This is a genomic window from Microbacterium sp. oral taxon 186 str. F0373, from assembly GCF_000411455.1.
In the GTDB taxonomy this organism is placed as follows: Bacteria; Actinomycetota; Actinomycetes; order Actinomycetales; family Microbacteriaceae; genus Microbacterium.
Genome location: NZ_KE150457.1, coordinates 1,547,330 through 1,574,060, shown reverse-complemented (window position 1 = coordinate 1,574,060; position 26,731 = coordinate 1,547,330). Strand labels below are relative to the sequence as shown.

25 protein-coding genes are annotated in these 26,731 nt (G+C 71.8%); 12 read left to right on the top strand and 13 right to left on the bottom strand.

What is annotated here, in order from left to right:
- The first annotated feature begins 39 nt into the window (after positions 1–39).
- Positions 40–528, top strand: coding sequence for a YajQ family cyclic di-GMP-binding protein (locus HMPREF1529_RS07340; protein WP_005049876.1), 489 nt, complete (start codon positions 40–42; stop codon positions 526–528).
- Here the strand turns inward: HMPREF1529_RS07340 and HMPREF1529_RS16295 are convergent.
- Positions 519–1,127: a tyrosine-type recombinase/integrase gene (locus HMPREF1529_RS16295; RefSeq protein ID WP_016464337.1), complete on the bottom strand. Its 609-nt coding sequence runs from the start codon at positions 1,125–1,127 to the stop codon at positions 519–521. The two genes, HMPREF1529_RS07340 and HMPREF1529_RS16295, sit on opposite strands and share 10 nt — an antisense overlap.
- A gap of 286 nt (positions 1,128–1,413) precedes the next feature.
- On the opposite strand from HMPREF1529_RS16295, the gene HMPREF1529_RS07330 reads away from it, so the two are divergent.
- Entirely contained in the window at positions 1,414–2,772 is a 1,359-nt protein-coding gene (locus HMPREF1529_RS07330) for a D-alanyl-D-alanine carboxypeptidase family protein (protein WP_016464336.1), read from the top strand.
- A 9-nt stretch (positions 2,773–2,781) separates the two neighbouring features.
- Here the strand turns inward: HMPREF1529_RS07330 and HMPREF1529_RS07325 are convergent, their stop codons facing one another.
- The 5 genes from HMPREF1529_RS07325 to HMPREF1529_RS07305 form a co-directional block, all read right to left on the bottom strand.
- Positions 2,782–3,738: an alpha/beta hydrolase gene (locus HMPREF1529_RS07325; protein WP_016464335.1), complete on the bottom strand. Its 957-nt coding sequence runs from the start codon at positions 3,736–3,738 to the stop codon at positions 2,782–2,784.
- 143 nt (positions 3,739–3,881) lie between these two features.
- Complete coding sequence (locus HMPREF1529_RS07320; protein ID WP_016464334.1) at positions 3,882–5,255, bottom strand: FAD-dependent oxidoreductase; 1,374 nt, start codon at positions 5,253–5,255, stop codon at positions 3,882–3,884.
- Between the two features lie 64 nt (positions 5,256–5,319).
- Positions 5,320–6,381 carry a polyprenyl synthetase family protein gene (locus tag HMPREF1529_RS07315; RefSeq protein ID WP_016464333.1) on the bottom strand — a complete coding sequence of 354 codons (1,062 nt, stop codon included), beginning with the start codon at positions 6,379–6,381 and terminating at the stop codon, positions 5,320–5,322.
- 133 nt (positions 6,382–6,514) lie between these two features.
- Positions 6,515–7,228: a class I SAM-dependent methyltransferase gene (locus tag HMPREF1529_RS07310; RefSeq protein ID WP_016464332.1), complete on the bottom strand. Its 714-nt coding sequence runs from the start codon at positions 7,226–7,228 to the stop codon at positions 6,515–6,517.
- A 39-nt stretch (positions 7,229–7,267) separates the two neighbouring features.
- Positions 7,268–7,825, bottom strand: coding sequence for a hypothetical protein (locus HMPREF1529_RS07305; RefSeq protein WP_016464331.1), 558 nt, complete (start codon positions 7,823–7,825; stop codon positions 7,268–7,270).
- A gap of 71 nt (positions 7,826–7,896) precedes the next feature.
- On the opposite strand from HMPREF1529_RS07305, the gene HMPREF1529_RS07300 reads away from it, so the two are divergent.
- A complete protein-coding gene (locus HMPREF1529_RS07300; RefSeq protein ID WP_016464330.1) occupies positions 7,897–9,159 on the top strand; it encodes an isochorismate synthase in 1,263 nt (420 codons plus the stop codon).
- Positions 9,160–9,170: 11 nt separating this feature from the next.
- Here HMPREF1529_RS07300 and HMPREF1529_RS07295 read toward each other — a convergent pair whose 3' ends face one another.
- Genes HMPREF1529_RS07295 through HMPREF1529_RS07285 form a run of 3 tightly spaced genes read right to left on the bottom strand, consistent with a single transcriptional unit; the run spans position 9,171 to position 12,290 of the window.
- On the bottom strand, positions 9,171–10,034 hold the full coding sequence (locus HMPREF1529_RS07295; RefSeq protein ID WP_016464329.1) for a PPK2 family polyphosphate kinase: 864 nt from the start codon (positions 10,032–10,034) through the stop codon (positions 9,171–9,173).
- 41 nt (positions 10,035–10,075) lie between these two features.
- Positions 10,076–11,881, bottom strand: a complete 1,806-nt coding sequence (gene menD / locus HMPREF1529_RS07290; protein WP_016464328.1) for a 2-succinyl-5-enolpyruvyl-6-hydroxy-3-cyclohexene-1-carboxylic-acid synthase — start codon at positions 11,879–11,881, stop codon at positions 10,076–10,078.
- Position 11,882: 1 nt separating this feature from the next.
- The gene (locus HMPREF1529_RS07285; protein ID WP_005049851.1) at positions 11,883–12,290 is read right to left on the bottom strand and encodes a PLD nuclease N-terminal domain-containing protein; all 408 of its coding nucleotides are present in this window, start codon (positions 12,288–12,290) and stop codon (positions 11,883–11,885) included.
- A gap of 75 nt (positions 12,291–12,365) precedes the next feature.
- Between HMPREF1529_RS07285 and HMPREF1529_RS07280 the strand changes: the two genes are divergently transcribed.
- Positions 12,366–12,644, top strand: a complete 279-nt coding sequence (locus tag HMPREF1529_RS07280) for a DUF4229 domain-containing protein (RefSeq protein ID WP_005049849.1) — start codon at positions 12,366–12,368, stop codon at positions 12,642–12,644.
- A 30-nt stretch (positions 12,645–12,674) separates the two neighbouring features.
- Here the strand turns inward: HMPREF1529_RS07280 and HMPREF1529_RS07275 are convergent, their stop codons facing one another.
- Genes HMPREF1529_RS07275 through HMPREF1529_RS07265 form a run of 3 tightly spaced genes read right to left on the bottom strand, consistent with a single transcriptional unit; the run spans position 12,675 to position 15,809 of the window.
- The gene (locus HMPREF1529_RS07275) at positions 12,675–13,658 is read right to left on the bottom strand and encodes a 1,4-dihydroxy-2-naphthoate polyprenyltransferase (protein WP_005049847.1); all 984 of its coding nucleotides are present in this window, start codon (positions 13,656–13,658) and stop codon (positions 12,675–12,677) included.
- A gap of 55 nt (positions 13,659–13,713) precedes the next feature.
- On the bottom strand, positions 13,714–14,880 hold the full coding sequence (locus HMPREF1529_RS07270; RefSeq protein WP_016464327.1) for an AMP-binding protein: 1,167 nt from the start codon (positions 14,878–14,880) through the stop codon (positions 13,714–13,716).
- A 17-nt stretch (positions 14,881–14,897) separates the two neighbouring features.
- On the bottom strand, positions 14,898–15,809 hold the full coding sequence (locus tag HMPREF1529_RS07265) for a 1,4-dihydroxy-2-naphthoyl-CoA synthase (RefSeq protein WP_016464326.1): 912 nt from the start codon (positions 15,807–15,809) through the stop codon (positions 14,898–14,900).
- 69 nt (positions 15,810–15,878) lie between these two features.
- Here HMPREF1529_RS07265 and HMPREF1529_RS07260 point away from each other — a divergent pair, with 69 nt between their 5' ends.
- The 6 genes from HMPREF1529_RS07260 to HMPREF1529_RS07230 all read left to right on the top strand — a co-directional run bounded on the left by HMPREF1529_RS07260 (position 15,879) and on the right by HMPREF1529_RS07230 (position 21,765).
- On the top strand, positions 15,879–16,415 hold the full coding sequence (locus HMPREF1529_RS07260) for a hypothetical protein (protein WP_232212078.1): 537 nt from the start codon (positions 15,879–15,881) through the stop codon (positions 16,413–16,415).
- A 44-nt stretch (positions 16,416–16,459) separates the two neighbouring features.
- Complete coding sequence (locus HMPREF1529_RS16290; RefSeq protein WP_016464324.1) at positions 16,460–19,852, top strand: GNAT family N-acetyltransferase; 3,393 nt, start codon at positions 16,460–16,462, stop codon at positions 19,850–19,852.
- Positions 19,852–20,181 (top strand): VOC family protein, encoded by a 330-nt coding sequence (locus tag HMPREF1529_RS07245; protein ID WP_016464323.1) that lies wholly within the window; start codon positions 19,852–19,854, stop codon positions 20,179–20,181. The genes HMPREF1529_RS16290 and HMPREF1529_RS07245 overlap by 1 nt, the downstream gene beginning before the upstream one ends.
- A 32-nt stretch (positions 20,182–20,213) precedes the next feature.
- Positions 20,214–20,621 (top strand): hypothetical protein, encoded by a 408-nt coding sequence (locus HMPREF1529_RS07240; RefSeq protein WP_016464322.1) that lies wholly within the window; start codon positions 20,214–20,216, stop codon positions 20,619–20,621.
- Between the two features lie 73 nt (positions 20,622–20,694).
- Positions 20,695–21,192: a hypothetical protein gene (locus HMPREF1529_RS07235; RefSeq protein WP_016464321.1), complete on the top strand. Its 498-nt coding sequence runs from the start codon at positions 20,695–20,697 to the stop codon at positions 21,190–21,192.
- A 9-nt stretch (positions 21,193–21,201) separates the two neighbouring features.
- Positions 21,202–21,765, top strand: coding sequence for a hypothetical protein (locus tag HMPREF1529_RS07230; RefSeq protein WP_016464320.1), 564 nt, complete (start codon positions 21,202–21,204; stop codon positions 21,763–21,765).
- Positions 21,766–21,789: 24 nt separating this feature from the next.
- Here the strand turns inward: HMPREF1529_RS07230 and metH are convergent, their stop codons facing one another.
- Positions 21,790–25,521 carry a methionine synthase gene (gene metH, locus HMPREF1529_RS07225; protein WP_016464319.1) on the bottom strand — a complete coding sequence of 1,244 codons (3,732 nt, stop codon included), beginning with the start codon at positions 25,519–25,521 and terminating at the stop codon, positions 21,790–21,792.
- A gap of 69 nt (positions 25,522–25,590) precedes the next feature.
- On the opposite strand from metH, the gene HMPREF1529_RS16080 reads away from it, so the two are divergent.
- A complete protein-coding gene (locus HMPREF1529_RS16080; protein ID WP_016464318.1) occupies positions 25,591–25,752 on the top strand; it encodes a hypothetical protein in 162 nt (53 codons plus the stop codon).
- A complete protein-coding gene (locus HMPREF1529_RS07220) occupies positions 25,749–26,726 on the top strand; it encodes an o-succinylbenzoate synthase (protein ID WP_016464317.1) in 978 nt (325 codons plus the stop codon). The genes HMPREF1529_RS16080 and HMPREF1529_RS07220 overlap by 4 nt, the downstream gene beginning before the upstream one ends.
- Positions 26,727–26,731 lie beyond the last annotated feature (5 nt).

Below are 26,731 nucleotides of genomic sequence, written 5' to 3'. Positions count from 1 at the left end.
CCTCGGCCCGCGCGAGCGCGCGCGATTAGACTGCCACGCATGGCTGACTCCTCTTTCGACATCGTCTCCAAGATCGACCGCCAGGAGGCGGACAACGCGCTCAACCAGGCCCGCAAAGAGGTCGAGCAGCGCTACGACTTCAAGGGCACTGACGCGTCGATCGACTGGAGCGGCGAGGCGATCCTCATCAAGGCCAACAGCGAAGAGCGCGCGAAGGCCGTGCTGGACGTGTTCCAGTCGAAGCTGATCAAGCGGGGCATCTCCCTGAAGTCGCTCGAGTCGGGTGAGCCGCAGGCCTCCGGCAAGGAGTACCGCATCACCTCCACGCTCAAGGAGGGGATCTCCTCCGAGAACGCGAAGAAGATCACCAAGCTCATCCGCGACGAGGGACCCAAGTCGGTCAAGGCGCAGATCCAGGGCGATGAGTTGCGCGTGCAGTCCAAGTCGCGCGACGACCTGCAGGAAGTGCAGCGGATGCTGAAGGCGGCCGACCTCGACGTCGACCTGCAGTTCGTCAACTACCGGTAAGGATACCCGCTGACCTGGGGTTTCTTCCCGTCAGTCCGCCGAGAGTCCGCAGAACTCATCACAGCGGCCATGAAATTGGCGGTCGCGGCGCGCGTCTTGTCCTCCGCTGACGGCCACAGATGCGAGTACGTGTTCAGCGTGATGCTCGGCTGAGCGTGCCCCAGAGCGCGCTGCACCGTGACGACGTCACAGCCGGACGCGATGAGGTTCGACGCGTACGTGTGCCGCAGCGTGTGCAACGTGACCTCGGACGGCAGGCCGACCGCCTCGCGGATACGACGCCACTCCTCGCCGGCGTTGTTCCGCTGCCACAGACGCCCGAGAGGGGTCCGGAACAGGTCGGCGACGGCCCACTCGTAACGCGTCGGCGCCATGATCGCGACGGCATCACCCGGTCGGAGGCCGTCGGCCAGCAGCCCCTTGGCGACCGCGCGCACCTCCGCGGCGAACTCCGCCGTCGTCACCGGCCGCCACCCCGCTCCCTCGCGCACGTCGAAGGCGACGTGTTCGGGAGCGTCGTCGACACGACGCATCAGCAGGTCGGTGACGTTGCGGTAGGCCGAGAGATCGGCGAGAGGCGCAGTCGAGACTTCTCTCACGGGCAGGACTCTCCTTCGGGACGGGCGTGGCTGCCTCTTGTTCGGAGCCGTGGCCCGATCGGATCGGAGGTCCGCTCCAGAATCTTGACACGACCGGACCCGATACCCGGAAGGGTTGCCGAAACGCCCGCCGACACGGTATGCGCCCGTCCCCCGTCGCCACCGCCGCGGAGATCCCCCCGCCGCGCTCCAGGCCCACGACACTCACGGGATACGCTCGCAGGGTGAGCTCTCTCGCCGTCGCACTGACCCGCTCGGCCCGTCCGGACATCGTGCGGCGGTGCCGATGAGCACGCCGCACCATGACGGACTCGACGACTTCGCCGACCTGATGGCCTCGGCCCCCGGCGGTGCCTCGCGCGCGCCGATGTCCGACGCGGATGCCGAGCGCCTGCGCCGTCGTCGCCGGCGCCGGACGCGCGGCTGGCTGATCGCCGCGGGTATCGTGCTCGCGATCGTCGCCGGCGCCGGCGGCTACACGGCGTGGGCCCTCTCCGCGCCGCTGCCCGCTCTCGAGACGATGACACGCGTTCCGACCGTGGCCCCGGGCGCCCCGGCTGCTCTGACGATGCCCTCGGGGCGGGCCGCCGCGATCTCGGTCGTCGGCGCCGCAGGCGACCTGGGTGCGGCAGGACTGCACGCGGTGAGCGGTGACGACCAGCCGCGACCGATCGCGAGCATCAGCAAGCTGATCACCGCGCTCGTCGTGCTCGACGCGCATCCCCTGCAGAATGCCGACGACCCCGGCCCGACGATCACGTTCGACAAGGCCGACCACGCCCTCTACGACCAGTACTACGTGCTCGGCGCCACCGTGGCCGCCATGCCGACCGGCAGCTCCATGTCGCTGCGCGACGCCCTGACCACCATGCTGCTGCCGTCCGCGAGCAACTACGCCGATGCGGTGGCGATGTGGGCATTCGGGTCGCGTTCGGGCTACGTGTCCGCGACGCGCACGTGGCTCCAGGCTCACCAGTTGAACGGAACGACGATCGTGGAGCCCACCGGCATCGATGAGCGCAACACGAGCACGCCCAGCGATCTGCTCGCCATCGGACAGCTCGCCGCAGCCGACCCGGCCCTCGCCCGGATCACGTCGATGCCGTCTGCCACCGTGCCGACGGTCGGAGAGGTCGACAACACCAACGATCTGCTCGGCAGCGACGGCGTCACCGGCCTGAAGACCGGCAACCTCGGCGCCGGGACGTTCGCCCTGCTCTACACCGCGACGAGCAACCCCGGCCTGGGCGAACCGCTCAAGATCGTCGGCGTCTCGCTGGACGGGCAATCGCGGGAGCAGGTGGATGCCGACGTCACGGCGGCACTGCGCAGCGTCGCCGCCGGCGTGCACCTGGTCCCGGTTGCGAAAGCGGGAACGCCCGTCGGCACGGTGACCAGCCCCTGGGGCGGCGAGGCGCAGCTCGTGCTGTCGCGCGATGAGAGCCTGCTCACCTGGTCGGACACGCCGATCACCGCCTCGATCACGCTGACGATCCCGCCGACCGGCGAAGACGGTCAGCAGGTCGGGATCGCGACCTGGACCTCCGGCGGGCGCAGCGCCAGCGTCGCGGTGGCCGTGCGGGGAACGATCGCGCCGCCCGACGACGGGTGGCGCGTGACCCATCCCTCGCTGCTCGGCGGCTGAGCGGGCGGGTCAGCCGAGCGCGCCCGAGACGAGCCACCGGCGCAGCACGCCGTACGCGGCATCCGTCGACGCCGGCGCCGACAGGAACACATCGTGGATCGCACCCTCGATGTGCGCGATCGTCACGAGCGGCCCCAGTCGCGTCGCCGCCCGGGCGATATCGGCGACCACCAGCACGCTGTCAGTAGACGTCATCTCGGGCGTCCACTGCAGCGGCGTGGTCGACGCGGCCGAGAGCAGGGTGAGCACGGGAGCGTCGATCGTCAGCCCCCCGGCGACGGCGGCGTGGCCCCTCATCACAGCGGCGAGCCATCCCGGATGAGTCGGAAAGCCCCGCTCGGGCCGCCACCCTTCGGGACTGTCGGGCAGGGTGCCCAGCTCGCGCTGCGCCCGCGTGTAGAAGCCGAGATCGACGACCGGGTGCGCGCCGAGGGGATCGATGCGGGCGCGCATCGCGATGATCGGCGCGATGGCCTGACGCCCGATCGCACCGGTCTGCAACTCGAGCCACGGGCTGTTGAGCACGACGGCGGAGGCCGCGCCGGGATGCCGCGCCGCCCAGAGGCTGAGGGTGAGCCCGCCCGTCGAGTGCCCGAGCAGCACGAGCAGCCGGGCCCGATCGTGCGTGCCCATCGCGGCGAGGGCGGCGGCGATGTCGGGATCGTAGTCGTCGAGCGTCGTGACATATCCGGGCGTCTGCCCCGGACGCAGGCTCCGCCCGTACCCGTGCAGATCCAGGGCGTAGAACCGGGCACCCAGCCCGGTCCAGAACCGCGCCAGTTCCGTCTGGAAGAAGTAGTCCGACCACCCGTGTACGTACAGCACGTCCACGCCGTTCAGCGGCCGCAGCCACGGCATCCGCGGGAGGGAGCGCACGAGCGTGGCGGGACCGGCGTCCGCATCGAGCTCGAGCGTGAGCTGTTCGAAGCCCGGCCCGAGGATGTCCGCACCCCACTCGCCCGCCATGCCGCCAGCCTATCCGCGGGCCCCGTGCGAAGCATCGACGCCGGCCGCGGCCGCAGGAGCGGAGGAGATTTCACCCCGGGGAGGACGGATGCCGCGAAAACGACCTCCCGACGCGAAATCTCCTCCCGAGGTGCGCCGGCGGCCTACTCGCCGCGCGAGACCCGGACCATCTCGTCGCGGTCGACGACCTTGATGCGCGCGCGCTCGTGCGGGGCGCCGAGGGCGACCTCGTGCTCGTCGAGGCGGTGCCACCCGTCCAGATCCGTCCAGGCGACCCCGCGCGAGGCCAGCAGCGCCGGAATCGCCTCGACAGAGGGATCGGCCGGCTGCCACCACGACGCCTGGTCGTTGATGAGATGGCTGATCGTCTCCATCGCGTCGGACTTCGTGTGGCCGATGAGTCCCACGGGGCCCCGCTTGATCCAGCCGGTCGCGTACACGCCGGGCACGCGCTCGTTGGAGTCCTTGTGCAGCACCTGTCCCTCGTGATTGGGGATCACGCCGTGCTTCTTGTCGAACGGCACGCCCGGCAGGGGCGATCCAAAGTAGCCGACCGCGCGGTACAGCTGCTGAATCGGCACCTCGCGCAGCTCGCCGGTGCCGACCACGCCGCCCTCGGCGTCGGGTCGCGTGCGCTCGTAGACCAGAGCCGCCACGCGGCCGGTCTCATCGGTCTTGACCTCGACGGGCTTGGCCCAGAAGTGCAGGTGTAGCCGGCGCGACGCCTCGCCTCCGGCGTTGTTGACGCCCGGCCGCTGACGCCACGACTGCAGCACCCGGTCGATGACCATGACCTGCTTGTTGCTGGCGACGGCCGCCCGCGATGCCTCGTCGTAGTCGAAGTCCTCGTCGTAGACGACCATGTCGACGTCGCGCAGCTCGCCGAGTTCGCGCAGCTCCAGCGGCGTGAACTTCACCTGGGCGGGGCCGCGTCGACCGAACACGTGCACGTCGGTGACCTGCGAGGCCTCCAGACCCGCCTGCACGTTCGCGGGGATCTCGGTGACGAGCAGGTCTGCGGCGTGCTTGGCGAGCACACGGGCGACGTCCAGCGCGACGTTGCCGTTGCCGATCACGGCGACGGATGCCGCATCCAGCGGCCACTCGCGCGGGAAGTCCGGGTGGCCGTCGTACCAGCTGACGAAGTCGGCCGCGCCGAACGAGCCGGCCGCGTCGATGCCGGGGATGTCGAGGTCGGCGTCCTTGATCGCACCGGTCGCGAAGATGACGGCGTTGTAGTGCTGCTTCAGATCGTCGAGCGTGATGTCCTCACCGAAGCGGACGTTGCCGAAGATGCGGATGTCGCCGCGATCGAGCACGTCGCGCAGGGCCGTGATGATCCCCTTGATACGGGGATGGTCGGGGGCGACGCCGTAGCGCACGAGTCCGTAGGGAGCCGGGAGGTGGTCGAACAGGTCGATCGAGACGTCGAACTTGCGCTCGGCTTTCAACAGGATGTCCGCCGCGTAGATGCCGGCGGGGCCCGCGCCGACGATGGCCAGCCTCAGCTTGGTCATGGGTGTGTCCTTCGTGTTCATCCGGTCGTGGGGCGAGGGCCGGCAGGCCCGGGTCGAGACGCGATCAGCTGGAGCGGTCGACGATGACGTGGGCGAGCTTCACGAGCGCGTCGCGCACCGGCCCGGCCGGAAGCGGATCGATCGCCGCGATCGCGGCATCCGCCCACTCGTACGCCTTCGCGCGGGTCTCGGCCGTCACGGCGTGCGCACGCAGCTGCTGCATCGCCTCATCGAGGATCGCGGGGTCTGCCCCGTCGGCGATGCGCGCCACACCGTCGTCGATCGTGGCCTTCAACGCGCGTGAGGCCGGGTCGGCGGCCCGGGCGAGGAGCAGGTAGGGCATGGTCGGAACGCCGGCACGCAGGTCGGTGCCGGGGACCTTGCCGGTCTCGGTGGGATCGTCGGAGAGGTCGATGACGTCGTCGAGCAGCTGGAAGGCCACGCCGACCTTCTCGCCGTACTCCAGCGCGGGGCGGCGGTACTCCGACGGCGCGTCCGAGAACAGGATGCCGGCCTGAGCGGATGCCGCGATCAGCGATCCGGTCTTGTCGGCCAGCACCTGGAGGTAGAACTCGACGGGGTCCTCCCCGGCCTGAGCGCCGACCGTCTCGTGCATCTGTCCGAGGACGAGACGCTCGAACGTGTCGGCCTGCAGACGGATCGCGCGTTCGCCGATCTGCGCCATGAGCTGGCTGGCGCGCGAGAACATGAGGTCGCCGGTGAGGATGGCGACGTTGTTGCCCCAGACGGCGTGGGCGCTGGGCACCCCGCGACGCACGTCCGCGCCGTCCATGACGTCGTCGTGATACAGCGAGCCCAGATGGGTCATCTCCAGGGCCGTGGCACCCGTGATGACGTTCTCTGTGGTGCCTTCACCCAGCTGCGCGGTGAGCAGGGTGAGCATGGGCCGCACCCGCTTGCCGCCTGCCTCGTAGAGATAGCGGGTGGTGGCATCGGCGAGGGCGTCGCTGACGCGCAGCTCACGGGCGAGGGTGTCCTCGACACGGTCGAGGCCGTCCTCGACGACGGCGAGCAGCTTGCGCATCCGGGGACCGGCGAGCACACGCTCGGTCAGACCGAGGTTGGCCGTCAATCGCGCACCGGCAGCGGAGGAGCTCGCAGTCACCCTCCCAGCCTACCCGGGCCGCCGCACGCGCGGTCGCGGACGCGTTTCGACTCGGGCGCTGCGCGCCTCGCTCGACGACCGGGAGGCGCTCCCCCGCCCGGTCGTCGAGCGAGCGCAGCGAGTCGAAACGGCCTCAGACGAGCGGCTTGACGGCGCGGTGCAGGGCGACGATGCCGAAGGTGAGGTCGCGGTGGGCGACGCGGGTCCAGCCGGCGTCGCGGATCCACGACGAGAGCGTCACCTGATCGGGCCAGTCCTTGATCGACTCGTTGAGGTAGTCGTACGCGTCGGCATTCGAGCTCACGGTGCGGGCGACGGTCGGCAGGATCCGGTCGTTGTAGAAGCGGTAGAGGCTCGCGAACGCGGGGTTCTGCGGGTGCGAGAACTCGCACACCAGCAGCATGCCGCCGGGGGCGGTCACCCGCAGCATCTCGGCGAGCGCCTTCTTCGGGTCATTGATGTTGCGCAGGCCGAACGAGATGGTGACGACGTCGAACTCTCCATCGGAGAATGGCAATGCCATCGCGTCGGCTTCGACGAACGTGACGTTGGGCACGTGCCCGTGCCGACGGCGGCCCTCGGCGATCATGCCGGGCGAGAAGTCGCCGGCCACCACCTCTGCGCCGCTGCGCGCCAGGGCGACCGAACTCGCGCCGGTTCCGGCGGCGAGATCGAGGATGCGCTGGCCGGGCCGCGGAGCGATGGCCCGCGTCGTGGCGATGCGCCACAGCCGGTCGTTGCCGAGGCTCAGCACGGTGTTGGTGCGGTCGTAGCCGGCCGCGACCTCGTCGAACATGCCGCTCACGCGGGACGGATCCTTGCCCAGGTCGGCGCGGTGCTCACTCACCCTTCGATCCTAGGCGCGCTGCCGACACCGCGGCGGCGCTCAGCGCGGCGGCAGCGCCGCGAGAACGGCGAGCCAGCGCGCCGCCGTCGCCTCGTCGTACGGCGCCCGTTCGGCGCCAACTTCGACCTCGAGCTCGAGGGCGACGCGTTCGAGCCGCTCGACGATGTCCAGGGGATACCCGTACTGCACGCGGTGCTCCTCCCACTCGTCGCGGTCGTCGATCCAGATTCCGCGCCCGTCGCGGGCACGCACGACGTCGAGATCCATGTCGATGCCCGTGGGGCTCGGGATGCCGTCGGGGTCCGCCGCGGCATCCCAGCGCAGATCCCACGCGACATCGATGTAGATCGCGATGCGCGGGTGGGTCGCGTTGAGGGTGGCAGCGTACTCGCCGCTCGGCGGGATCAGGGTGACGTTGTCGCCCTCGCTGACCGTGTCGAGGCCCGGTCGGGCGCTGCGCCAGCCGTCGCGCTGGCCCACCCAATCGCCGTGGACGTCGCTGCCGAGGTAGACGCAGTCGTGCTCCCAGTGCGGCGCACCGTCCCACTTGCGCCAGCGGAAGACGAGCGGGGTGCCGGGCGCGGGTCGATCGGTCATAGCCGGAGCCTAACCCGCCATGACCTTCGTCGCCCGACTCCGGTGGTCGACCGGCGGATTAGGCTGATCGGGTGAGTTCCGCGCCGCTCTTCCCGCCCCGTCTGCGCATCGTGAGCCGGGAGATCGCGGAGCTCGACGACCTCCTCGAATACGCCGACCCGGCCGACCCCCTGGTGTGGGCGCGTCGCGGATCGTGGCTGGTGGGCGTCGGCTCGGCGCTGCGCATCGAGGTACCGGCAGCGGATGCCGCGACGCTCGCCGACCGCTGGCGCCGCGTCGCCGCCGCGGCCACGGTGGACGACCACGTCGGCGTTCCCGGCAGCGGTCTGATCGCCTTCGGCGCGTTGCCGTTCGATGCGCAGTCGTCCGCGACCGCGGTGCTGACGGTGCCGCGGATGACGGTCGGCGCGCGCGACGGTCGCACGTGGGTGACCTGGGTGCTGCCCGACGACGGCGCTCCCGAGCCCGACGAGCCCCGGGCCATCGGCTACGGCCCGCACTGGTCGGCCGCGGTCGGACCGGGCGCCCTGACCCCGGAGGGCTATCAGGATGCGGTCCGTGCCGGGCTCGCCGCCATCGCCTCCGGCGAGGTCAGCAAAGTCGTGCTCGCGCGGGAGCTGGCCGGCACCGTTCCCGCCGGCGCCGACCTGCGCCGACTCGCGCGCTCGCTCGCCTCCGCGTACCCCGACACGTGGGTCTACGCCGTGCACGGGCTCATCGGCGCGAGCCCCGAAACACTCGTCACCGTCTCCGGCGGCCAGGTGACCGCGCGCGTGCTGGCCGGCACCGTCGCCCGGGGGTCGGGTCCGGATGCCGATCGTGAGGCGGCGCTGCGCCTGGCGACGAGTGCGAAGGACCTCGCCGAGCACCAGTACGCCGTGCGCAGTCTCGTCGATGCCCTCTCGCCGCACGCGACCGCGCTGGCGGCCGCCGAGCAGCCGTTCACTCTCGCACTGCCGAACGTGTGGCACCTCGCGACCGATGTGGAGGCCACGACAGCGCCCGAGACCTCCGCCCTCGACCTGCTCGGCGTCCTGCACCCGACCGCCGCCGTCGCGGGAACGCCGACGGCGGCCGCTTTGGCCGCGATCCGTCGCATCGAGCCGTTCGACCGCGGCCGCTACGCCGGACCCGTCGGGTGGGTCGACGCGAACGGCGATGGCGAATGGGCGATCGCGCTGCGCGGGGCTCAGTTCGATCTCGCGGCGGCGGATGCCGACGGCATCCCGTTCCGCGCGCACGCCGGCGCGGGGATCGTCGCCGGCAGCGACCCCGAGGCGGAGATGCTCGAGACCCGGGTGAAGTTCCGCCCGATCGTCGACGCCCTGGCGTAGGGCGTTTCGAGTCAGCTGTCGGCGAGGCGCTTCTTCTCGGCATCCACGTCGAAGTCGGCGACGGGCCAGTGCGGATCGATGTCCTCGAGCGCGTCCAGCAGCAGCGCCTGGACGGCGAGGCGCGCGTACCACTTGCGGTTCGCGGGCACGACGAACCACGGGGCTTCGGGCGTCGAGGTGCGCTCGAACACCGTCTGATACGCCGCCATGTACTCGTCCCACCGGCGCCGCTCGTCGACGTCGCCGGGGTTGTACTTCCAGTGCTTGTCGGGCCGCTCCAGCCGCTCCCGCAGCCGATCCCTCTGCTCGTCGGCCGAGATGTGCAGCATCACCTTGACGATCCGGATGCCGCGATCGACGAGCCCCTTCTCGAAGGCGACGATGGCGTCGTAGCGGCGCTCGATCTCCTCGGCAGGGGCGAGCGCGCGCACCCGCCCGATGAGCACATCCTCGTAGTGCGACCGGTCGAACACTCCGATGAATCCGGGTTCGGGCACCCGCTTCTCGATTCGCCACAGGAAGTCGTGCGCGAGCTCCTCCGGCGTGGGCTTCTTGAACGCGGCGAGCGCGATGCCCTGCGGATCGACCGCTCCGACGACGTGGCGGACGATGCCGCCTTTGCCGGCGGAGTCCATCGCCTGCAGCACGAGCAGCACCGCCGGAGCCCCCTCCTCGATACGGCTCTGCGCGTAGAGGCGCTCCTGCAGCTCGTCGAGCTCGTCCGCGCCCGCCTCGAGGTCGCTCTGCCCGTGGTCCTTGTCGCCGTCATAGCCCGGGGTGGATGCCGGATCGAGGTCGGCGAGGCGGAACCCCGGGCCGGCGCGCAGGAGGTCGGCGGGATCGGCGTTCCAGTTCTTCTGGCTTCTCGCGGTCATCCCCACATCATGGCGCGGGCAGGCGGAGAGGGCCAGGACGTTCAGCGAGCGAGGGCGACTTCGATGATCTGTCGCCCGACGACGCGGGCGGTGAGGGCCTGATCGAGCTCGGCGCGCGTGGCGACGCGCACGTACTCCCAGCCGTACGCGGCGGCCAGCGGGGCCAGATCCACGTCCTGCGGCGTGTACAGCACGCGTTGCATGGCGTCGGGCCCGGCGATCTCGGCGACCTCGAGGCCGTCGAAGATCGTGCCCCCGCCGTCGTTGCCGACGACGACCTGCAGCCGCGGCGCTGTCTCACCGACCGGCAGCAAGAGCGCCCCCACGTCGTAGAGGAACGCGAGATCTCCGGTCAGCACGCGGGTCACGCCGACGTCGCCGCCGGTCTGGCTCGCGATCGCGATCCCCATGCCGGTTGCGATGGTGCCGTCTATGCCGGCGAGACCGCGGTTGGCGTGGACCGGCACCTTCTTTCCGCCGAGCACGCCGTCAGCCACACGCACGAGGCGCGACGAAGCGAAGAACAGGCGGTCGTGCGGCCAGGTCGCCCGCCACACGGCATCCACGAGGCCCACCCGATCGATCCGGGCGCGCGCGACGGCGAGCTCGGACGCGATGGCGCCGAGGCGCTCGGCCGGCACCGCGGACGACAGCGCGGCGGCATTCGGAGCCGGCGGGGCGAGATCGACGGCCGCCCCGCGCGAGGCCCGCATCCAGGCGCCGAACCAGTCGCGGTCCATGTCGCCGACGGCGGCCACGACGGCGTCGACGGATGCCGAGACGCCGTTGAGATTCAGGGGCTCTCCCGGCCCGCGCACGGCGAGCACCTCGACCTCGGCACGCGACAGCAGCGCCGTGACCTCACGCGTGAGCGTCGGATGGCCGAAGACGACGGCGCGTTCGATGCGCCCGCCGAGCTCCGGGTCGCGCAGCAGCCCGCGGTAGCCGTGCACGAGGTTGCGGCCGAAGCGGGCGCCGCTGACGATCTCGGCGATCAGCGGCCATCCGCCCGCGTGGGCGAGTGCTTCGGCGGCGGGTCCGGCGTCGGCGCCGGCGATCACCACGGTGCGGGGACCGCGCACGAGCACGTGCGGGTCGAGCTCGGGATCGGCGGGATGGTTCGCCTCGCCGATGCCGCCACCGCCCTGGTACAGCGCTCCCGACGGCTCGGTCGTGCTCAGCTCGTCGCCGGCGACGTCGGGGCCGAGCGCCGGAGCGGGCAGGTCGAGCTCGGTGGCGCCCAGCCACGGCGGCAGCGCGCCGGCGAGCGGCTCGCGCAACGGAAGGTTCAGGTGCACCGGTCCGGCCTGGCGCGTACCCGTGCCCAGAGCGGCGGCGACCGCGTCCTCCGCGACGCGACGGAGCATCATCGACTGCTCGCCGGTGCCGTCCACATCGAGCGCGTCGGGGACGGGCAGGTCTTCTTCCAGGCGCATGTTCGGCGCGAACATGCCGGGTTGGCGCGTCGTCTGGTTGGCGCCCACACCGCGCAGCTCCGGCGGACGGTCGGCGGTGAGCAGGAGCAGCGGCACTCCGGCGTGATGCGCTTCGAGAGCCGCGGGCAGCAGGTTCGCGACCGCCGTGCCGGAGGTGCACACGACGGCGGCGGGCATGCCCGACTCGCGGCCGATGCCCAGCGCCGTGAACCCGGCGACGCGTTCGTCGATGCGGACGTGCACGCGCACGTCGCCACGACTCTCCAACTCGGCGGCGACCAGCGCGAGCGCCTGCGAGCGCGACCCGGGGCTGACGACGATGTGCGCGACCCCGAGCTCGGCCAACCGGCCCAGAAGGGCGGCCGCGGCATCCGTCGCCGGTGCCCGACCGACCAGAGCGCTGTCGTCCATGTCAGGCGACGCTGCCGCGACGGTGCTCGTCCGGGTCGTCATCGCCGGTCACCGGCGGACGTGTCTGCGGGCCGCGGTCGGGGTCTGGGGCTTCCGCGTCAAGCGCGGCGAGCTCTTCCTCGAGGCGGCGGATGCGCTCGTCCTGATCGGCGATCGAGACGTTGCGCAGGCTCCCGAGGAAGTCGGGGTTGTCGTCCGGCGCCCGGAAGGCGCTCTGGCGCTGCGCGCGGCCGCGACCCACGACGAACCACATCAGGCCGCCGATGACGGGAAGCAGCACGACGATCACGATCCACAGCGGCTTGCTGACGCCGCGGTGACGCGTGGGCGGCTGCAGGGCGCAGTCGACGATGCTGTACACCCAGAAGGCGATCAGCAACAGCGCCAGAGGCAGCAGAATGCGCACCACCCTTCCATCCTAGGCGGCGCGAACACCGCGAGATCCGAGGTCGGCTCCGCGACGCCGCGCGCGTAGGCTGGACGCATGCGTGTCCGTTCGGCCCTCGTCTACACCGTCCTTCGTCTGCTGGTGTTCGTGGTGCCGTTCGCGCTCATGATGCTCTTCCCGATCATGCAGGAGTACTACTGGCTGTCGGCGATCTTCGCGGCCCTCATCGGGCTCAGCCTCTCGGTGCTGTTCCTGCGTCGCCCGCTGGACGATCTGACCGCGGGTCTCGCCGCGCGGCGCCGCACCCGTCGCGACCGCGACGAGGACGCCGAGGATGCCGCGGCCGACCAGGTCACCTCGACGCCCTCGGAGTGAGCCCGTCGGGCGCCCCGCGAGGGCGTGTGCTCAGCCGATGAAGGCCCAGTAAAGCAGAATCGACAGGGCCAGCGAGGTGAGCGAGGTCAGCCCGAGCGCGACGACCAGCTCGCGCGGTGCGCGGTAGGTCCAGACGATCAGCACAGCGCACGCCGCGGGGATCAGCGCGAGCATCGCCAGCCACGCCAGCGGGTAGAACAGCGCGAGGACGGCGATCAGTGCGAAGGCGACGACGACGAGCGCCGTGAACAGCACCTGCGTCGCACGGCGACCGATGCGCACGGTGAGGGTGCGCTTGCCGGCGAGGCGGTCCTGATCGATGTCGCGGAGGTTGTTCGCCAGCAGCACGCCGCAGGCCAGCAGGCCGGCGATCACGCCGCCGAACCAGCTCTCCTGCGGGACGGTGCCGATCTGGACGAACGTGGTGCCCACGGTGGCGACGAGACCGAAGAAGACGAAGACGAACAGCTCTCCGAGTCCCGCGTAGCCGTAGGGCCGCTTTCCGCCGGTGTAGAACCACGCGGCGACGAGGCAGGCCGCCCCGATGAGGGCCATCCACCAGTAACCGGTACGGATGATGATGGCGAGGCCCGCCACGGCCGCGATGGCGAAGAAGACCAGGGCGACCGTGAGAACGGTGCGCGGCTTCGCCCGGCGCGAGGCGGTGAGGCGGGCGGGGCCGACGCGGTGATCGTCGGTGCCGCGGATGCCGTCGCTGTAGTCGTTCGCGTAATTGACGCCGATCTGGATCGCGACCGCGACGATCAGGCAGCACAGGGCCAGCACCCAGCGCAGCGGCGCATCATCGAGCCGGGCCGCACCCGTGCCGATGACCACAGGCGCGACGGCGAGCGGGAGCGTCCGCAGGCGCGCGGCGCCGATCCAGTCGCGCGCGGTGGCCCGCGTCACGTGCGCGGGGTCGCCCGACACCCGCGCGCGCTGCGGGTTGCCGCGCGGCTTCTGCTTCGGGTGATGCGCCGCGCGCGACTTCTTCTTCCGGGTGCTGCCTGCCACGCCAGAATCCTATGCCCGGATGGGCATGGATCCGCTGTGACGGCGACGCCCCGCGTCAGCGGCTGCCGCCGGCGCGCTCCGCCCACGTGCGCGCGAGCGCCGTGAGGGCGGCCCGGTCGGGCTTACCGCTGGAGAGCGTCGGCAGTCGCGGCACTCGAAGGATGGCACGCGGCCGCGCCGGGGCGCCGAGCTCATCGCCGACGAGGTCGCGGACGGCCGGCAGGTCGGGATCGGCCTCTGCAGCCGCGGCATCCGACGTCACCCCCGCAGCCACGACGATCGATGCCTCACCCCAGCGCTCGTCGGCGACCGGCACCACGACCGCATCGACGAATCCGGGCAGGGTGCGGACGATCCGCTCGACACGGTCGAGCGAGACGTTGACTCCACCCGACACGATGACGTTGTCGCGGCGGCCGGTGACCGTCAGCCGACCGTCGAAGCGACCGGCGTCGCCGGTGCGATACCAGCGCACACCCGCCTCGTCGCGCACGAACGCGGCGGCGGTGCGCGCCGGGTCGCCGAGGTAGCCGTCCGCGAGAGTCGGCCCCGACACCTGCACCTCTCCGTCGACGATCCGCACGTCCACGCCGTCGAGCGGGATGCCGTCGTACACGCAGCCGCCGGCCGTCTCGCTCGATCCGTAGGTGCGCACGACACGGATGCCGGCCTCGTCCGCGCGGGCAGCGAGCGCCGGCGGCAGGGCCTGCCCACCCACGAGCACCGCCGCGAAGCCGGCGAGCGCGCGGCATCCGGCGGGGTCGTCGAGAAGCGTCTGCAGCTGTGCGGGGACGAGCGAGGTGAACGTCGGCACCCGCTCGCCCCCACGACTGGACGCCATCGAGGATGCCGCCGCCACGAACGACGCGGTACGAAACGGTCCCGCGACGACCGCGGGCTCGTTGCCCGCGACGAGCGCGCGCACCAGCACCTGCACACCGGCGATGTAGCCGGGAGCCAGCGCGAGCAGCCACGATCCGCTGCCGATGCGCGCGGACGTCGCCATCGCCGACGCCGTCAGCGCCGACCGGCTGAGCGCCACGGCCTTCGGGTAGCCGCTGGAACCGGACGTGGTGACCACCACCGCCGTTCCGGCCGGCACGTCCCGAGGCAGGTCGTCCTCTCCGCCGAGCGCGATCGCGGGCCCGGCGCCGAGCACCGCCGAGCGCAGACCGCGCAGCACCGCGCGGGCATCCGTCGCGTCGACCCTCTCCAGGCGCACGTTCGTCTCCGGGGAGGTCAGTAGTGGTACGGGTACGGCGACCAGTCGGGATCGCGCTTCTGCAGGAAGGCGTCGCGTCCTTCGACGGCTTCGTCGGTGCCGTAGGCGAGTCGGGTCGCCTCCCCCGCGAACACCTGCTGGCCGACCATCCCGTCATCGATCGCGTTGAACGCGAACTTGAGCATGCGGATCGCCGTCGGCGACTTGCCGAGGATGGTCCGCGCCATCGCGACCGCTTCGCGCTCGAGCTCGGCATGCGGCACGACGCGGTTGACCGCACCCATCTCGTAGGCACGCGCAGCCGAGTACTCCTCGGCGAGGAAGAACACCTCACGGGCGATCTTCTGGCCGACCTGGCGGGCCATGTATGCCGAGCCGTAACCCGCGTCGAACGATCCGACATCGGCATCCGTCTGCTTGAAACGGCCGTGCTCGGCGCTCGCGATCGACAGGTCGCACACGATGTGCAGCGAGTGCCCCCCGCCTGCCGCCCACCCCGGGATCACCGCGATGACGACCTTGGGCATGAAACGGATGAGGCGCTGCACCTCGAGGATGTGGAGGCGGCCCGCGCGGGCCGGGTCGGGAGCGGTCGCGTCGTCGGCGGCGTACGTGTAGCCGTCGCGACCGCGGATGCGCTGGTCGCCGCCCGAGCAGAACGCCCACCCGCCGTCCTTCGGGCTCGGACCGTTGCCTGTCAGCAGCACGACCCCGATGCGCGGGTCCTGGCGGGCGATGTCGAGGGCGCGGTAGAGCTCGTCGACGGTGCGCGGGCGGAAGGCGTTTCGCACCTCGGGGCGGTCGAACGCGATGCGCGCGATGCGACCGTCGCGCGAGACGTGCGCCGTGATGTCGGTGTACGCGTCCGCACCCGCAGCGAGCATCCACTCCGCGGGATCGAACAGCTCGGAGACGAAGGAGTCGGTCACCCGCCCAGCCTACGCGCGGGCGCCGTGATCCGGCCGGGACGCACCTTCCGCTCCCCCTACGCTGGAGCGGTGACGTCGACTCCCCGCATCCTGACCCTGCTCGCCGCCGGCGCCCTCGCGCTCGGCCTGTCTGCCTGCGCGTCGACCGGTGGTGCTGACGCATCGCCCACGCCCACACCGACTCCGACCAGCACCGCCTGCACCGGGTCGGAGGGTGTCACGCTGACGGTCGATTCGTCGGCACTCAAGGGCGGCTCGTCCGAGACCTGGTGCATCATCGGGACAGGACCCGTGACGATCTCGAACGCGCTGACGTACGTCGGCACGACCATCGAGGGCACGAAGCAGTACGGCGACCAGGTCATCTGCCGCGTGAACGGGCTGCCCTCGGCATCCGAGCCGGTCGGCTCGACAAAGGACCCCGCGTACATCGAGAAGTGCGAATCGATGCCCGCGGCCTTCGCGTATTGGGCTCTGTGGACCAAGACCGACGGCGGCACCTGGGACTATGCGCAGGAGGGCCTGTCGACGCTGACGGCGCAACCGGGTGAGAGCGTCGAGCTGCTCTTCACCCTCGACGGTGTCCCCGCCTCACCGGCGGCGTGAACGCGACCGCCGCTGATCGCTGCCGACGCGCGTAATCTCGGCGCGTGAGCTTCCGCCCCGGTCCCCTGCGCGCCGCCCTCGCGCTGGCGGTCGGCTTCGTGGCGGTCCGGGTCGTGTACCGGGTGCTCTTCCACGGCGTGGACGGCAGCGGCACGGTGCTGCTGCCGCTGCCGGTGTGGCGGCTCGCGCCGCCTCTCGCCCACGTCCAGATGTTCGGCCCGGTCACGGCCGACGGGCTGGCGTCGGCCGTCGTCGGCGCGCTGCCGATCGCGCTGACGATCATCGCCTTCGGGGTGCTCAGCGCACTGCTCGATCTGCCGCGACTGCTCGCGCGCGGGGCACGGCGCGGTCCCTTCCAGGGGCTCGCGCGGGCGCTGTCGATCGCGTGGGCCACGCTTCCGTCGCTCGCCGACGCGGCACGCACGGCCCGGCGCGCGCAACGCCTGCGCGGCGAGCGCGGGTTCGGCGCGGGCATCCGCGCGCTGGCGCCGCTGCTCGAGGCGACGATCGAGCGGGCCACCGCCGTCGGAGCGTCGCTGGAGTTGCGCGGCTACGCCGGTCGCGGGCTCGAGGGCGACTGCCGCCGCCCGGTCGCCCTCGCACCTCTCACCCTCGGCTTCGCCGGCGACGCGGTCGCGTCCGTCGACGGGTGGAGCGTCGGGGCGGATCGGGCCGGCGACGGCATCCGCGCCGGCTCGCTGACGGTGATCACCGGCGCCACCGGATCGGGTAAGACCACGCTGCTGCGCGCGCTGAGCGGGCTGCACACCCACCTCGACGGCGGGTGGCTCGACGGTGGCCTGTCGATCGCGGGGCACGATCGCGCCGACACGCCGCCGCGCGACCTGTCGCGGCTCGTCGGTGTGGTGCTGCAGAACCCCCGCGTCGGCTTCGCGACGACGACCGTGCGCGATGAGATCGGGCTGGCGCTGGAGCTGCGAGGGCTCGCCCGCATGCTCGTCGACGAGCGCGTCCGCGACGTCGCCGGTCGGGTGGGTGTCGCCGAACTGCTCGACCGGCCGCTGCGGGAGCTCTCGGCCGGCCAGGCGACGCTCGTCGCCATCGCCGCCGCCATCATCGAGCAGCCGCTGTTGCTGCTCGTGGATGAACCGCTCGCCGACCTCGACCGCACCGCGCGCTCCCGGATCGTGACGCTGCTGGGCGCACTCGCGCACGAGGCCGGCATGTGCGTGATCGTCGCCGAGCACCGCGGCGCCGAGCTCACCGGCGTCGCGGACGTGTGGCTGCATCTCACCGCGGCGTCCGCAGCGACGCCCGCGACCGTCACCACCCGACCCGCGCCGTTCACAACTCCGAATTTTCCGCCTCCCCTCCCCGTCGAAGGGCCGTCGCGGGCCGCGACCGCTACGGATCTCCGGAGTTGTGAACCGGCGCTCTCGACGCGGGTGACCGTCCGCTACGGGCAGCGCCTGGCCGTCGACGATGTCGCCGTGACGCTGCACCCGGGCGAGGTGGTGGCGCTGGTCGGGCCCAACGGAGCCGGCAAGTCGAGCCTTCTGGTCGCCCTCGCCACGGGCGCGCACGCTCGCGACGTGCGGCTGGTGCCCGACGACGCCGACGCGCTGTTCGTGCGCGACACGGTCGCCGCGGAATGTCGCCGCGCCGACCGGCGGGCGCACCTGCCGGTCGGGACCACCATCGCCCGCGTGGCCGCGCTGCTCGGACGCGGCGAGCGGGCCCGGCTGCTGGGGCCTCGGCATCCGCGCGACCTGTCCGCAGGCCAGCGGCGGTGCCTGGCGCTCGCGATCCAGACGGCAGCGCGCCCCCGGGTGCTGCTGGTCGACGAACCGACACGCGGACTCGACCACGACGCACGGCGGATGGTCGATGCCGCCGTTACGCGCATCGCGGCGGCCGGGACCGCCGTGCTCGTCGCGACCCACGACTCCGTGGTGATCTCCCGCGCCGACGTGGTGCTCGGCATGGACGCCGGTCGTCTGTCCGCCACGGGCACCGCCTCCGCCCCCCCCGACCGCGCCGGCGACCGCGCCGGGCGAAGACCGCGGCGCCACGCATCGACCGCCTGCCGAACTCCTCCACTCCGCGCGCGCGCATCCCTCGGAGGCGGCGAGAACCTCCGAACCGGACGAGATCGGAGGAGTTCGGAACACACGAGCGCGGACCACCGCCCGGGCACCGCGGCCACGCCCCGCGCTGACCGTCGCGCTGGTCGCCGCGAACGTCGTCGCCGCTGCCGCGTTTGTCTGGCCGCTCGCCGCGACCGCCCTCCCCGCACAGGCGCAGGCCGCCGTCGGGCCGATCGCGCTGGCCCTCGCGCCCCTGGCAGCGCTCGCCACCCTCGCGGCGCTCGACACGACAGTCCGCTCCGCCCAGACGCTGGCGCTGCTGGCGGTCCTCGCCGCCATTGGGGCGGCCGTGCGCGTCGCGAGCACCGGCGTCGGCGGCGTGGAGGCGCTGTTCGTGCTCCTCATCCTCGCCGGCCGCGCCTACGGCGCTCGTTTCGGGCTGCTGCTGGGCGCGGCATCCGTGGGGCTGTCGGCGTTGCTGTGGGGAGGCGTCGGGCCGTGGCTGCCGTTCCAGATGTTCGCCTGTGCGTGGGTCGCGGCCGGCGCGGGGCTCCTGCCGCGGCGCGTGCGCGGTGGGGCGGAGATCGCGATGCTCGTGGGCTACGGCGCCGCCGCCGCGTACGCGTTCGGGCTGATCATGAACATGTGGTTCTGGCCGTTCGCCGTCGGCGCCGGAACATCGATCTCGTATGTTCCGGGGGCGCCACTGCCGCAGAATCTGGGCGCCTTCCTCGTCTACTCGCTCGTGACCTCGACCCTCAGCTGGGACACGGTGCGCGCGCTCACCACGATCATCGGGATCTGTCTCGTCGGTCGCGCCGTGCTGCGCTGCCTGCGCCGGGCGAAGCCGGTGGCAGCCGCGCCACCACAGGGCCCCGGCGCACGCCCTCGGAGTGCTCTCGCTACAGTCGAATCGTGACGGCAACGGTGCGGCGTTTGACGGCCGAGGAGATCGACACCGACGGATTCCTCGCCCTGCTCGGGGAGGCTGCGGGTCTCGACACCGACGCCCTCATCCGCATCCGCGACGTCGAGCTGCCCACCATGACCGTCGTCGGGACGGTCGACGGCAGCGTGCTCGGCTTCGCCGCGTTCGGGGCCGACACGCACGGCGAAGACCGCACCGATCTGCACTACATCGCCGTCGCACACGAGGCACGCGGAACGGGGCTCGGTTCCCGTCTCGTGGATGCCGCGCGCCGCGCCGACACGACGCGACCCCTGTATGCGAGCACCGATGACGACGCCGTCGATTTCTACCGTCGCCTCGGCTTCGTCGTCGCAGACGCGCCACGCGACCGGCGCTGGCCGACCAGACAGCGCTACGACTGCCTCCTGGAGCCCCTGGGCGACCGGGCCGAAGCGGCGCGCAACGGAAGCCGCGACTGATGCTCACCGTCGGATCGGTGGTGATCCGCGTCGACGACCTCCCCGGCGAGATCGCGTTCTGGACGGCGGCGCTCGACTACGCGGCGCGCGAGCCCGTCGGCGACGGCTTCGCACTGCTGCACCCGCGAGATCTGTGCGCGGATGATCAGGATGCCGAGGTGCGCCGGCTCGAAGCGCTCGGGGCCTGTCGGGTGCACGGGGACAAGCAGCCACCGGATGCCGACGACATCATCATGGAGGACCCTGAAGGCAACCGCTTCTGCGTCGTCGCGGCCGGTGAGGCGGGGCACGCGCATCCACCGGGCGTGGGAGAATGGGGCACGGCGTGATCCACCCGAGGATGCCGCCGGAAGGACGAATCGTGCAGATCAGGAACTCCTCGGACTGGCGCGATGCCCCCCCCTTCGAGCTGCCTGTCGCCGCAGCCGAGGCCGTGCCCGGCGATGCCACGCGATGCTCCGGCTGCGGTCCCACGAGTGAGCCGTGGCCGCGCGAGGCGCTGTGGGTGGTGAAGCACCGGCATCCGACGAACCCCGCCGGCTTCGTGCGGTTCTACTGCGCCGACCACAAGCCGGCCGCGAAGCTCGCACCCGTAGCCGCGGCAGCACCCGAACGCGCTCGCCGCACGCGCGCCGCCGCCGGCTCGGCGGCGCCGCGCAAGGCGCCCGCACCGATCATCCCCGAGCGCGAGGCCGTGCTCTGCCCCGACTGCTTCGTGCAGGTGCCCGCCACGGGCGTGTGTGGCATGTGCGGCGCCCGCGTCGGCTGACACCCGGCCGCCGCGCTTCGCCGTTCGCGCGGGGAGGATGCCGTCGTGGCGGCATCTCCGGCAAGATGACGGCATGGATGCGCATCAGCGGCGAAACCTCGCCCTCGCCGTCGCAGGAACGGTGCTCGTGGTGGCCTACGCCGCCTGGGCGGCGGTCCACGTCCTGATCGTGAACCCGCTCGCCGCGATGCCCGGGTACACGGTCGGGGAGATCCACGACGCGATGACGGCGGCAGGACAGTGGTCGGGCCCGCTCCGCGTCTACATCACCCTCGCGATCGGCCCCCTCCTCGCGATCGCCGCGTTCATCGTCACCGTCCGCCGCCGTGACCTCTCCATCACCTCGGTCGCGAGCGTCTACCTCGCACTCATCGCGCTCGGGGCCCCCGGCTACTTCTGGGCATCGTTCGACATCGGCATGGGGATGGCCGACACGTTCCAGATCAACGGCGGCGATTACTCGCCGTGGGCCGGACCGCTGTACGCCCTGAGCTTCGCGGCGCTCGTCGCGCTGATCGCCGTCGGAGCGTGGGTCCTGCTCCGCCGCCGGACCCCAGCCGCGGGCCGCTAGCATCGCGGAATGGTCGTCCTGCACCGCCTCACCCCCGACGCGGATGCCGCCCGCACGGCGGTCCTGCTCCCTGGGCGCGGCTACACGGCGCAGGCGCCCCTGCTTCACTGGAGCGGACTGATGCTCGCCGAGACGGGCTGGAACGTGTACGCCGTCGCGTGGACGGATGCCGCAGCCGACGATCCGGCCGCGTTCGGCCGCCGAGCCTGGGCAGACGTGACAGCGCTACTCGAGGGCGTCCCCGACCTCGTCGTCGCCAAGTCGCTGGGCACCTTCGCCGCACCGCTCGCGATCGCCGCCGGCATCCCGGGTGTCTGGCTCACCCCGTTGGTGCATCACGACGTCGTCGCGCAGGCGCTGAACGCGGCATCCGAGGATCACCTCGTCGTGGCGGGAACAGCGGATGCCGCCTGGCGCCGCGACCGCATCGACGGCACTCGGGCGCACGTCGCCGAGGTCGCCGAGGCCGACCACAGCCTGCTGATCCCCGGCGATTGGCGCGCGTCGTACGCCGCCCAGCAGACGGTGTTCGCCCGCATCGCCGCCCACGTCGCCGCCCTGCCGCAAAGCTGAACGGCGACGGATGCCGCGCCCCGTTCAGACCGAGAAGTAGGTCGCCTCGGGGTGGTGGAACACGAACGCGTCGGTGGACTGCTCGGGGTGCAGCTGCAGCTCTTCGCTGAGCTCGACGCCCATCCGCTCCGGACGCAGCAGCTCGACGACCTTGCGGCGGTCCTCCATGTCGGGACAGGCCGGGTAGCCGAGCGAGAACCGCGCGCCGCGGTAGTCGAGCGTGAACAATCCCGCGGTGTCGGCCGGGTCTTCCGCGGCGAAACCGAGCTCGGCGCGGATGCGGGCGTGCCAGAACTCGGCGAGCGCCTCGGTCAGCTGCATGACCAGCCCGTTCAGCTCGTAGTAGTCGCGGTAGCGGTCCTCCGCGAACATCTTCGCGGTCACGGCGTCGATCGCCGCTCCGGCGGTCACGAGCTGCACCGGCAGGACGTCGATCTGTCCCGACGCGCGTGAGCGTACGAAGTCGGCGAGGTTCAGGTGCCGGTCGCGGCGCTGGCGCGGGAAGTGGAAGCGCAGCCGGTCGGCTCCGAGCGCGCCGCCCGACCCGCCGTCTGGCGCCAGCAGTCCCGCCCGCCCGAGCAGGCCGGTCGGGTCGTCGCCGTGGTGCAGCACGACGATGTCATCGCCCTCCGACACGACCGGGAAGTACCCGTAGGCGACCGAGGCGTCGAGCATGCGCTCGGCGAGGATGCGGTCGAGCCAGTACCGCAGGCGCGGCCGGCCCTCGGTCTCGACGAGCTGCTCATACGACCGTCCGCCCTCGCCGCGGCCGGGCTTCAGCCCCCACTGCCCCATGAAGGTCGCCCGCTCGTCGAGGAACGCGGCGTAGTCGGCGAGCGCGATGCCGCGGACGATGCGCGTCCCCCAGAACGGCGGGGCGGGCACGGGATTGTCGGATGCCACGTCCGACCGCGCCGGCATCGCCTCGGGCTCGGTGAGGGTCAGACGCGACCCCGCCGCATGGATGCGCTTCTTCAGCGGCGGCAGGCCGACGGCATCCGGTGCTTCGCCGCGCGCGATCCGCACGAGCGGCTCCATGAGGGCGAGCCCCTCGAACGCGTCCTTCGCGTAGCGGACCTCGCCCTCGAAGAGCTCCGCGAGATCCTGTTCGACGTATGCGCGGGTGAGAGCCGCGCCGCCGAGGATGACCGGCCACCTCGTGCCGAGGCCTCGGGCCATGAGCTCCTCGAGGTTCTCCTTCATCACGACGGTCGACTTGACGAGCAGCCCCGAGAGCCCGATCACATCGGCGTCGTGTTCCTCGGCGGCGGCGATGATGTCGGCGATCGGCTGCTTGATGCCCAGGTTGATCACCGTGTAGCCGTTGTTCGTCAGGATGATGTCGACGAGGTTCTTGCCGATGTCGTGTACGTCGCCGCGGACGGTCGCCAGCACGATCGTGCCCTTGCCTGCCTCGTCGGTCTTCTCCATGTGCGGCTCGAGCAGGGCGACCGCGGTCTTCATCACTTCGGCGGACTGCAGCACGAACGGCAGCTGCATCTGGCCCGATCCGAACCGTTCGCCGACGACCTTCATGCCCTCCAGCAGGTGGTCGTTGATGATCTGCAGCGGGCTGAGCGGCGCGGCATCCGCATCGCCGGCGCGCGCCAGGTCGAGGTCGGCCTCGAGACCCTTGAGCTCCCCGTCGATGATCCGGCGCTCGAGTCGCTCGCCGACCGGGAGCGCCGCGAGCTCTGCGGCGCGCTGGTCGCGGAGGGCCGCCGTGTCGACCCCGGCGAACAGGTCGAGCATCCTTGCCAGCGGGTCGTAGGTGAGGGTGCCGTCGGCATCCCATTCGCGCCGGTCCCAGACGAGGTCGAGCGCGACCCTCCGCTGCTCGTCGGGGAGGGAGGCCAACGGCACGATCTTCGCGGCGTCGATGATGCCACTGGTCAGCCCCGCCTGCGTCGCCTCGTGCAGGAACACGGAGTTGAGCACCGAGCGGGCGGCGGGGTTGAGCCCGAACGAGACGTTCGAGACGCCGAGCGTCGTGTTGATGCCCGGGTACTTCGCCACGAGGCCGCGGATCGCCTCGATGGTCTCGATCCCGTCCCGCCGGGTCTCCTCCTGGCCCGTGGCGATCGGAAAGGTCAGGCAGTCGACGATGATGTCCTCGACCCGCATGCCCCACGCACCGACGAGCTCGTCGACCAGGCGCGAGGCGATGCGCAGCTTGTCTTCGGCGGTGCGCGCCTGCCCCTGTTCGTCGATCGTCAGCGCGATCACCGCGGTGCCGTGCTCCTTGACGAGCGGCATGATGCGCCCGAAGCGGGATGCCGGGCCGTCGCCGTCCTCGTAGTTGACGGAGTTCACGACGGGCCGCCCGCCGATCAGTTCCAGCCCCGCCTGGATGACGGCGGGCTCGGTCGAGTCGATCACGAGCGGAAGAGTGGATGCCGAGGCGAACCGCGACACCACCTCGCGGATGTCCGCGACGCCGTCGCGCCCGACGTAGTCGACACACACGTCCAGCAGATGCGCGCCGACGCGGATCTGCCCACGGGCGATCTCGACGCAGTCCTCCCACCGGCCCTCGAGCATCGCTTCGCGGAACGCCTTCGACCCGTTCGCGTTGGTCCGCTCCCCGATCGCGAGGTGGCTGGCATCCTGCCGGAACGGCACGTGCTGATACAGCGACGCGACGCCCGGCTCGGTCTCGATCGCTGACGCCAGCGAGACACCGTTCTCGCGCCGAGACACCGGTGCACTCTCGGTGTCTCGGTGCCCCGGCGGTGTCTCGCGGTCAGGGGTGCGGGTCGCCACGGAGAGCCGGCCCACCCGCTCCACGACCGCGGCGAGGTGCTCGGGCGTGGTGCCGCAGCATCCGCCGATGAGCCCGATCCCGAACTCGCGGACGAACTGCTCGTGCGCGGTCGCGAGCTCCGCCGGTGTCAAGGGATAGTGCGCACCGTCGGCGGTCAGCACCGGCAGCCCGGCATTGGGCATGCACGCGATCGTCACCGATGAGTGCTTCGAGAGGTGGCGCAGGTGCTCGCTCATCTCGGCCGGTCCCGTCGCGCAGTTGAGGCCGATGGCGTCGACGCCCAGCGGCTCCAGCGCCGTGAGCGCCGCCCCGATCTCGGAGCCCATGAGCATCGCGCCCGTCGTCTCCACCGTCACCTCGACGAAGATCGGCAGGCGGATGCCCCGCGCCACGATCGCCTGCTTGCAGCCGTTGATCGCCGCCTTGGTCTGCAGCAGGTCCTGGCTCGTCTCGACGAGGAAGGCGTCTGCTCCCCCGTCGATGAGGCCTTCCGCCTGAAGCGCGAACGTCTCCTTCAGATGGGCGTAGGTGGTGTGGCCGAGGCTCGGCAGCTTCGTCCCGGGCCCCATCGACCCGAGCACCCAGCGCATCCGTCCGTCGACCGCCTCGGCCGCCTCGGCGCGCTCGCGCGCGATCCGCGCGCCCGCGGCGGCGAGCTCCGTGATGCGGTCGTCGATGCCGTAGTCCGACAGGTTCGACCAGTTAGCCCCGAACGTGTTCGTCTCCACGGCATCCACGCCGACGGCGAAGTAGGCGTCGTGGATCGCACCGACCACATCGGGACGTGTGACGTTGAGGATCTCGTTGCAGCCCTCGAGGCCGTGAAAGTCCGTGTCGATCTGCAGATCGTGGCGCTGCAGCATCGTTCCCATCGCGCCGTCGGCGATCACGACCCGCTCCGACAGGGTGTCGAGCAGCGCCTGTGCGCGGGCGGTGCGGGGCACACCGTCGATGTCGAGCGCGAAGCGGGCGGCGGCGATCGAGGCGGTCACCGCCCGATTCTACGGTCACCGCCTTCTGTGCGGCGGCGTCGTGTGACAAGGTGGATGAAAGGAGGCATCATGTCGATCCGAACGATCTTCACCCGCATCCGCGACGCCGTGCTCGGCCCGTCCGAGACCCACGATCAGCGCAACGCGCGAAAGCCCAGCCGCGAGCAGGAGATGCTGCAGGCCCAGCACCTCGCCGTCAGCCAAGCGCGTTACGTGAACTTCATTCCGTGACGACGCCGTCCGTCGACGATCTCCTCTCGACGGCGCACGTGGTCTCACTCCCCCTCGTCACGCGCTTCCGCGGTGTCGAGCACCGCGAGGCCGTGCTGTTCGAAGGCCCCGAAGGATGGACGGAGTTCTCGCCGTTCCTCGAGTACGACGACGCGGAAGCCGCCGTCTGGCTGGCGGCCGCGATCGACTACGGCTGGCAGCGCCAGCCCGAGCCGGTGCGCGATCGCGTTCCGGTGAACGCGACCGTCCCCGCCGTCGCGGCGGCGGACGTGCCGGCGGTGCTGGCCCGCTTCGACGGCTGCCGCACCGCGAAGGTCAAGGTCGCCGAGCGCGGGCAGACGCTCGCCGACGATGTCGCGCGGGTGCGCGCGGTGCGGGCGGCGATGGGTCCCGAGGGTCGCGTGCGAGTCGACGCGAACGGCGGCTGGAACGTCGATGAGGCCGAACATGCCGCCCACGCCCTCGCCGGGTTCGACCTGGAGTACCTCGAGCAGCCCTGCGCGTCGGTCGACGAGCTCGCCGAGCTGCGCGAGCGCCTCGCCGACTGGGACCTGCCCATCGCCGCCGACGAATCGGTGCGCAAGGCGGCGGACCCCCTCGACGTCGCGCGCCGGGGCGCCGCCGACCTGCTCGTCGTCAAAACGCAGCCGCTCGGCGGGGTCGCGCGCGCCGTGTCGATCGTCGCCGACGCGGGCCTTCCCGCGGTCGTCTCCAGCGCCCTCGACACGAGCATCGGCCTAGCGATGGGTGTGACCTTGGCGGCCGCGCTCCCTGAACTGCCCTACGACTGCGGCCTCGGTACGGCATCGCTGCTCGCCGCCGACGTCACGCGCGCACCGCTGCGGCCCGTCGACGGCAGCCTGCCGGTCAGGCGTGTGACACCGGATGCCGCGCTCCTGGCCCGCCACGCGGCATCCCCCGATCGTCGCACCTGGTGGCTCGAACGCCTCGAGCGCTGCGCTGCGCTGATCTAGGAGCG

Coding starts and splice junctions, on each gene's coding strand:
- HMPREF1529_RS07280 (WP_005049849.1), top strand. CDS start 12,366: ATGCGTGTCCGTTCGGCCCTCGTCTACACCGTCCTTCGTCTGCTGGTG.
- HMPREF1529_RS07330 (WP_016464336.1), top strand. CDS start 1,414: ATGAGCACGCCGCACCATGACGGACTCGACGACTTCGCCGACCTGATG.
- HMPREF1529_RS07340 (WP_005049876.1), top strand. CDS start 40: ATGGCTGACTCCTCTTTCGACATCGTCTCCAAGATCGACCGCCAGGAG.
- HMPREF1529_RS07295 (WP_016464329.1), bottom strand. CDS start 10,034: ATGACCGCGAGAAGCCAGAAGAACTGGAACGCCGATCCCGCCGACCTC.
- menD (WP_016464328.1), bottom strand. CDS start 11,881: ATGGACGACAGCGCTCTGGTCGGTCGGGCACCGGCGACGGATGCCGCG.
- HMPREF1529_RS07245 (WP_016464323.1), top strand. CDS start 19,852: ATGCTCACCGTCGGATCGGTGGTGATCCGCGTCGACGACCTCCCCGGC.
- HMPREF1529_RS07230 (WP_016464320.1), top strand. CDS start 21,202: ATGGTCGTCCTGCACCGCCTCACCCCCGACGCGGATGCCGCCCGCACG.
- HMPREF1529_RS07235 (WP_016464321.1), top strand. CDS start 20,695: ATGGATGCGCATCAGCGGCGAAACCTCGCCCTCGCCGTCGCAGGAACG.
- HMPREF1529_RS16080 (WP_016464318.1), top strand. CDS start 25,591: ATGTCGATCCGAACGATCTTCACCCGCATCCGCGACGCCGTGCTCGGC.
- HMPREF1529_RS07305 (WP_016464331.1), bottom strand. CDS start 7,825: ATGACCGATCGACCCGCGCCCGGCACCCCGCTCGTCTTCCGCTGGCGC.
- HMPREF1529_RS07320 (WP_016464334.1), bottom strand. CDS start 5,255: ATGACCAAGCTGAGGCTGGCCATCGTCGGCGCGGGCCCCGCCGGCATC.
- HMPREF1529_RS07325 (WP_016464335.1), bottom strand. CDS start 3,738: ATGGCGGGCGAGTGGGGTGCGGACATCCTCGGGCCGGGCTTCGAACAG.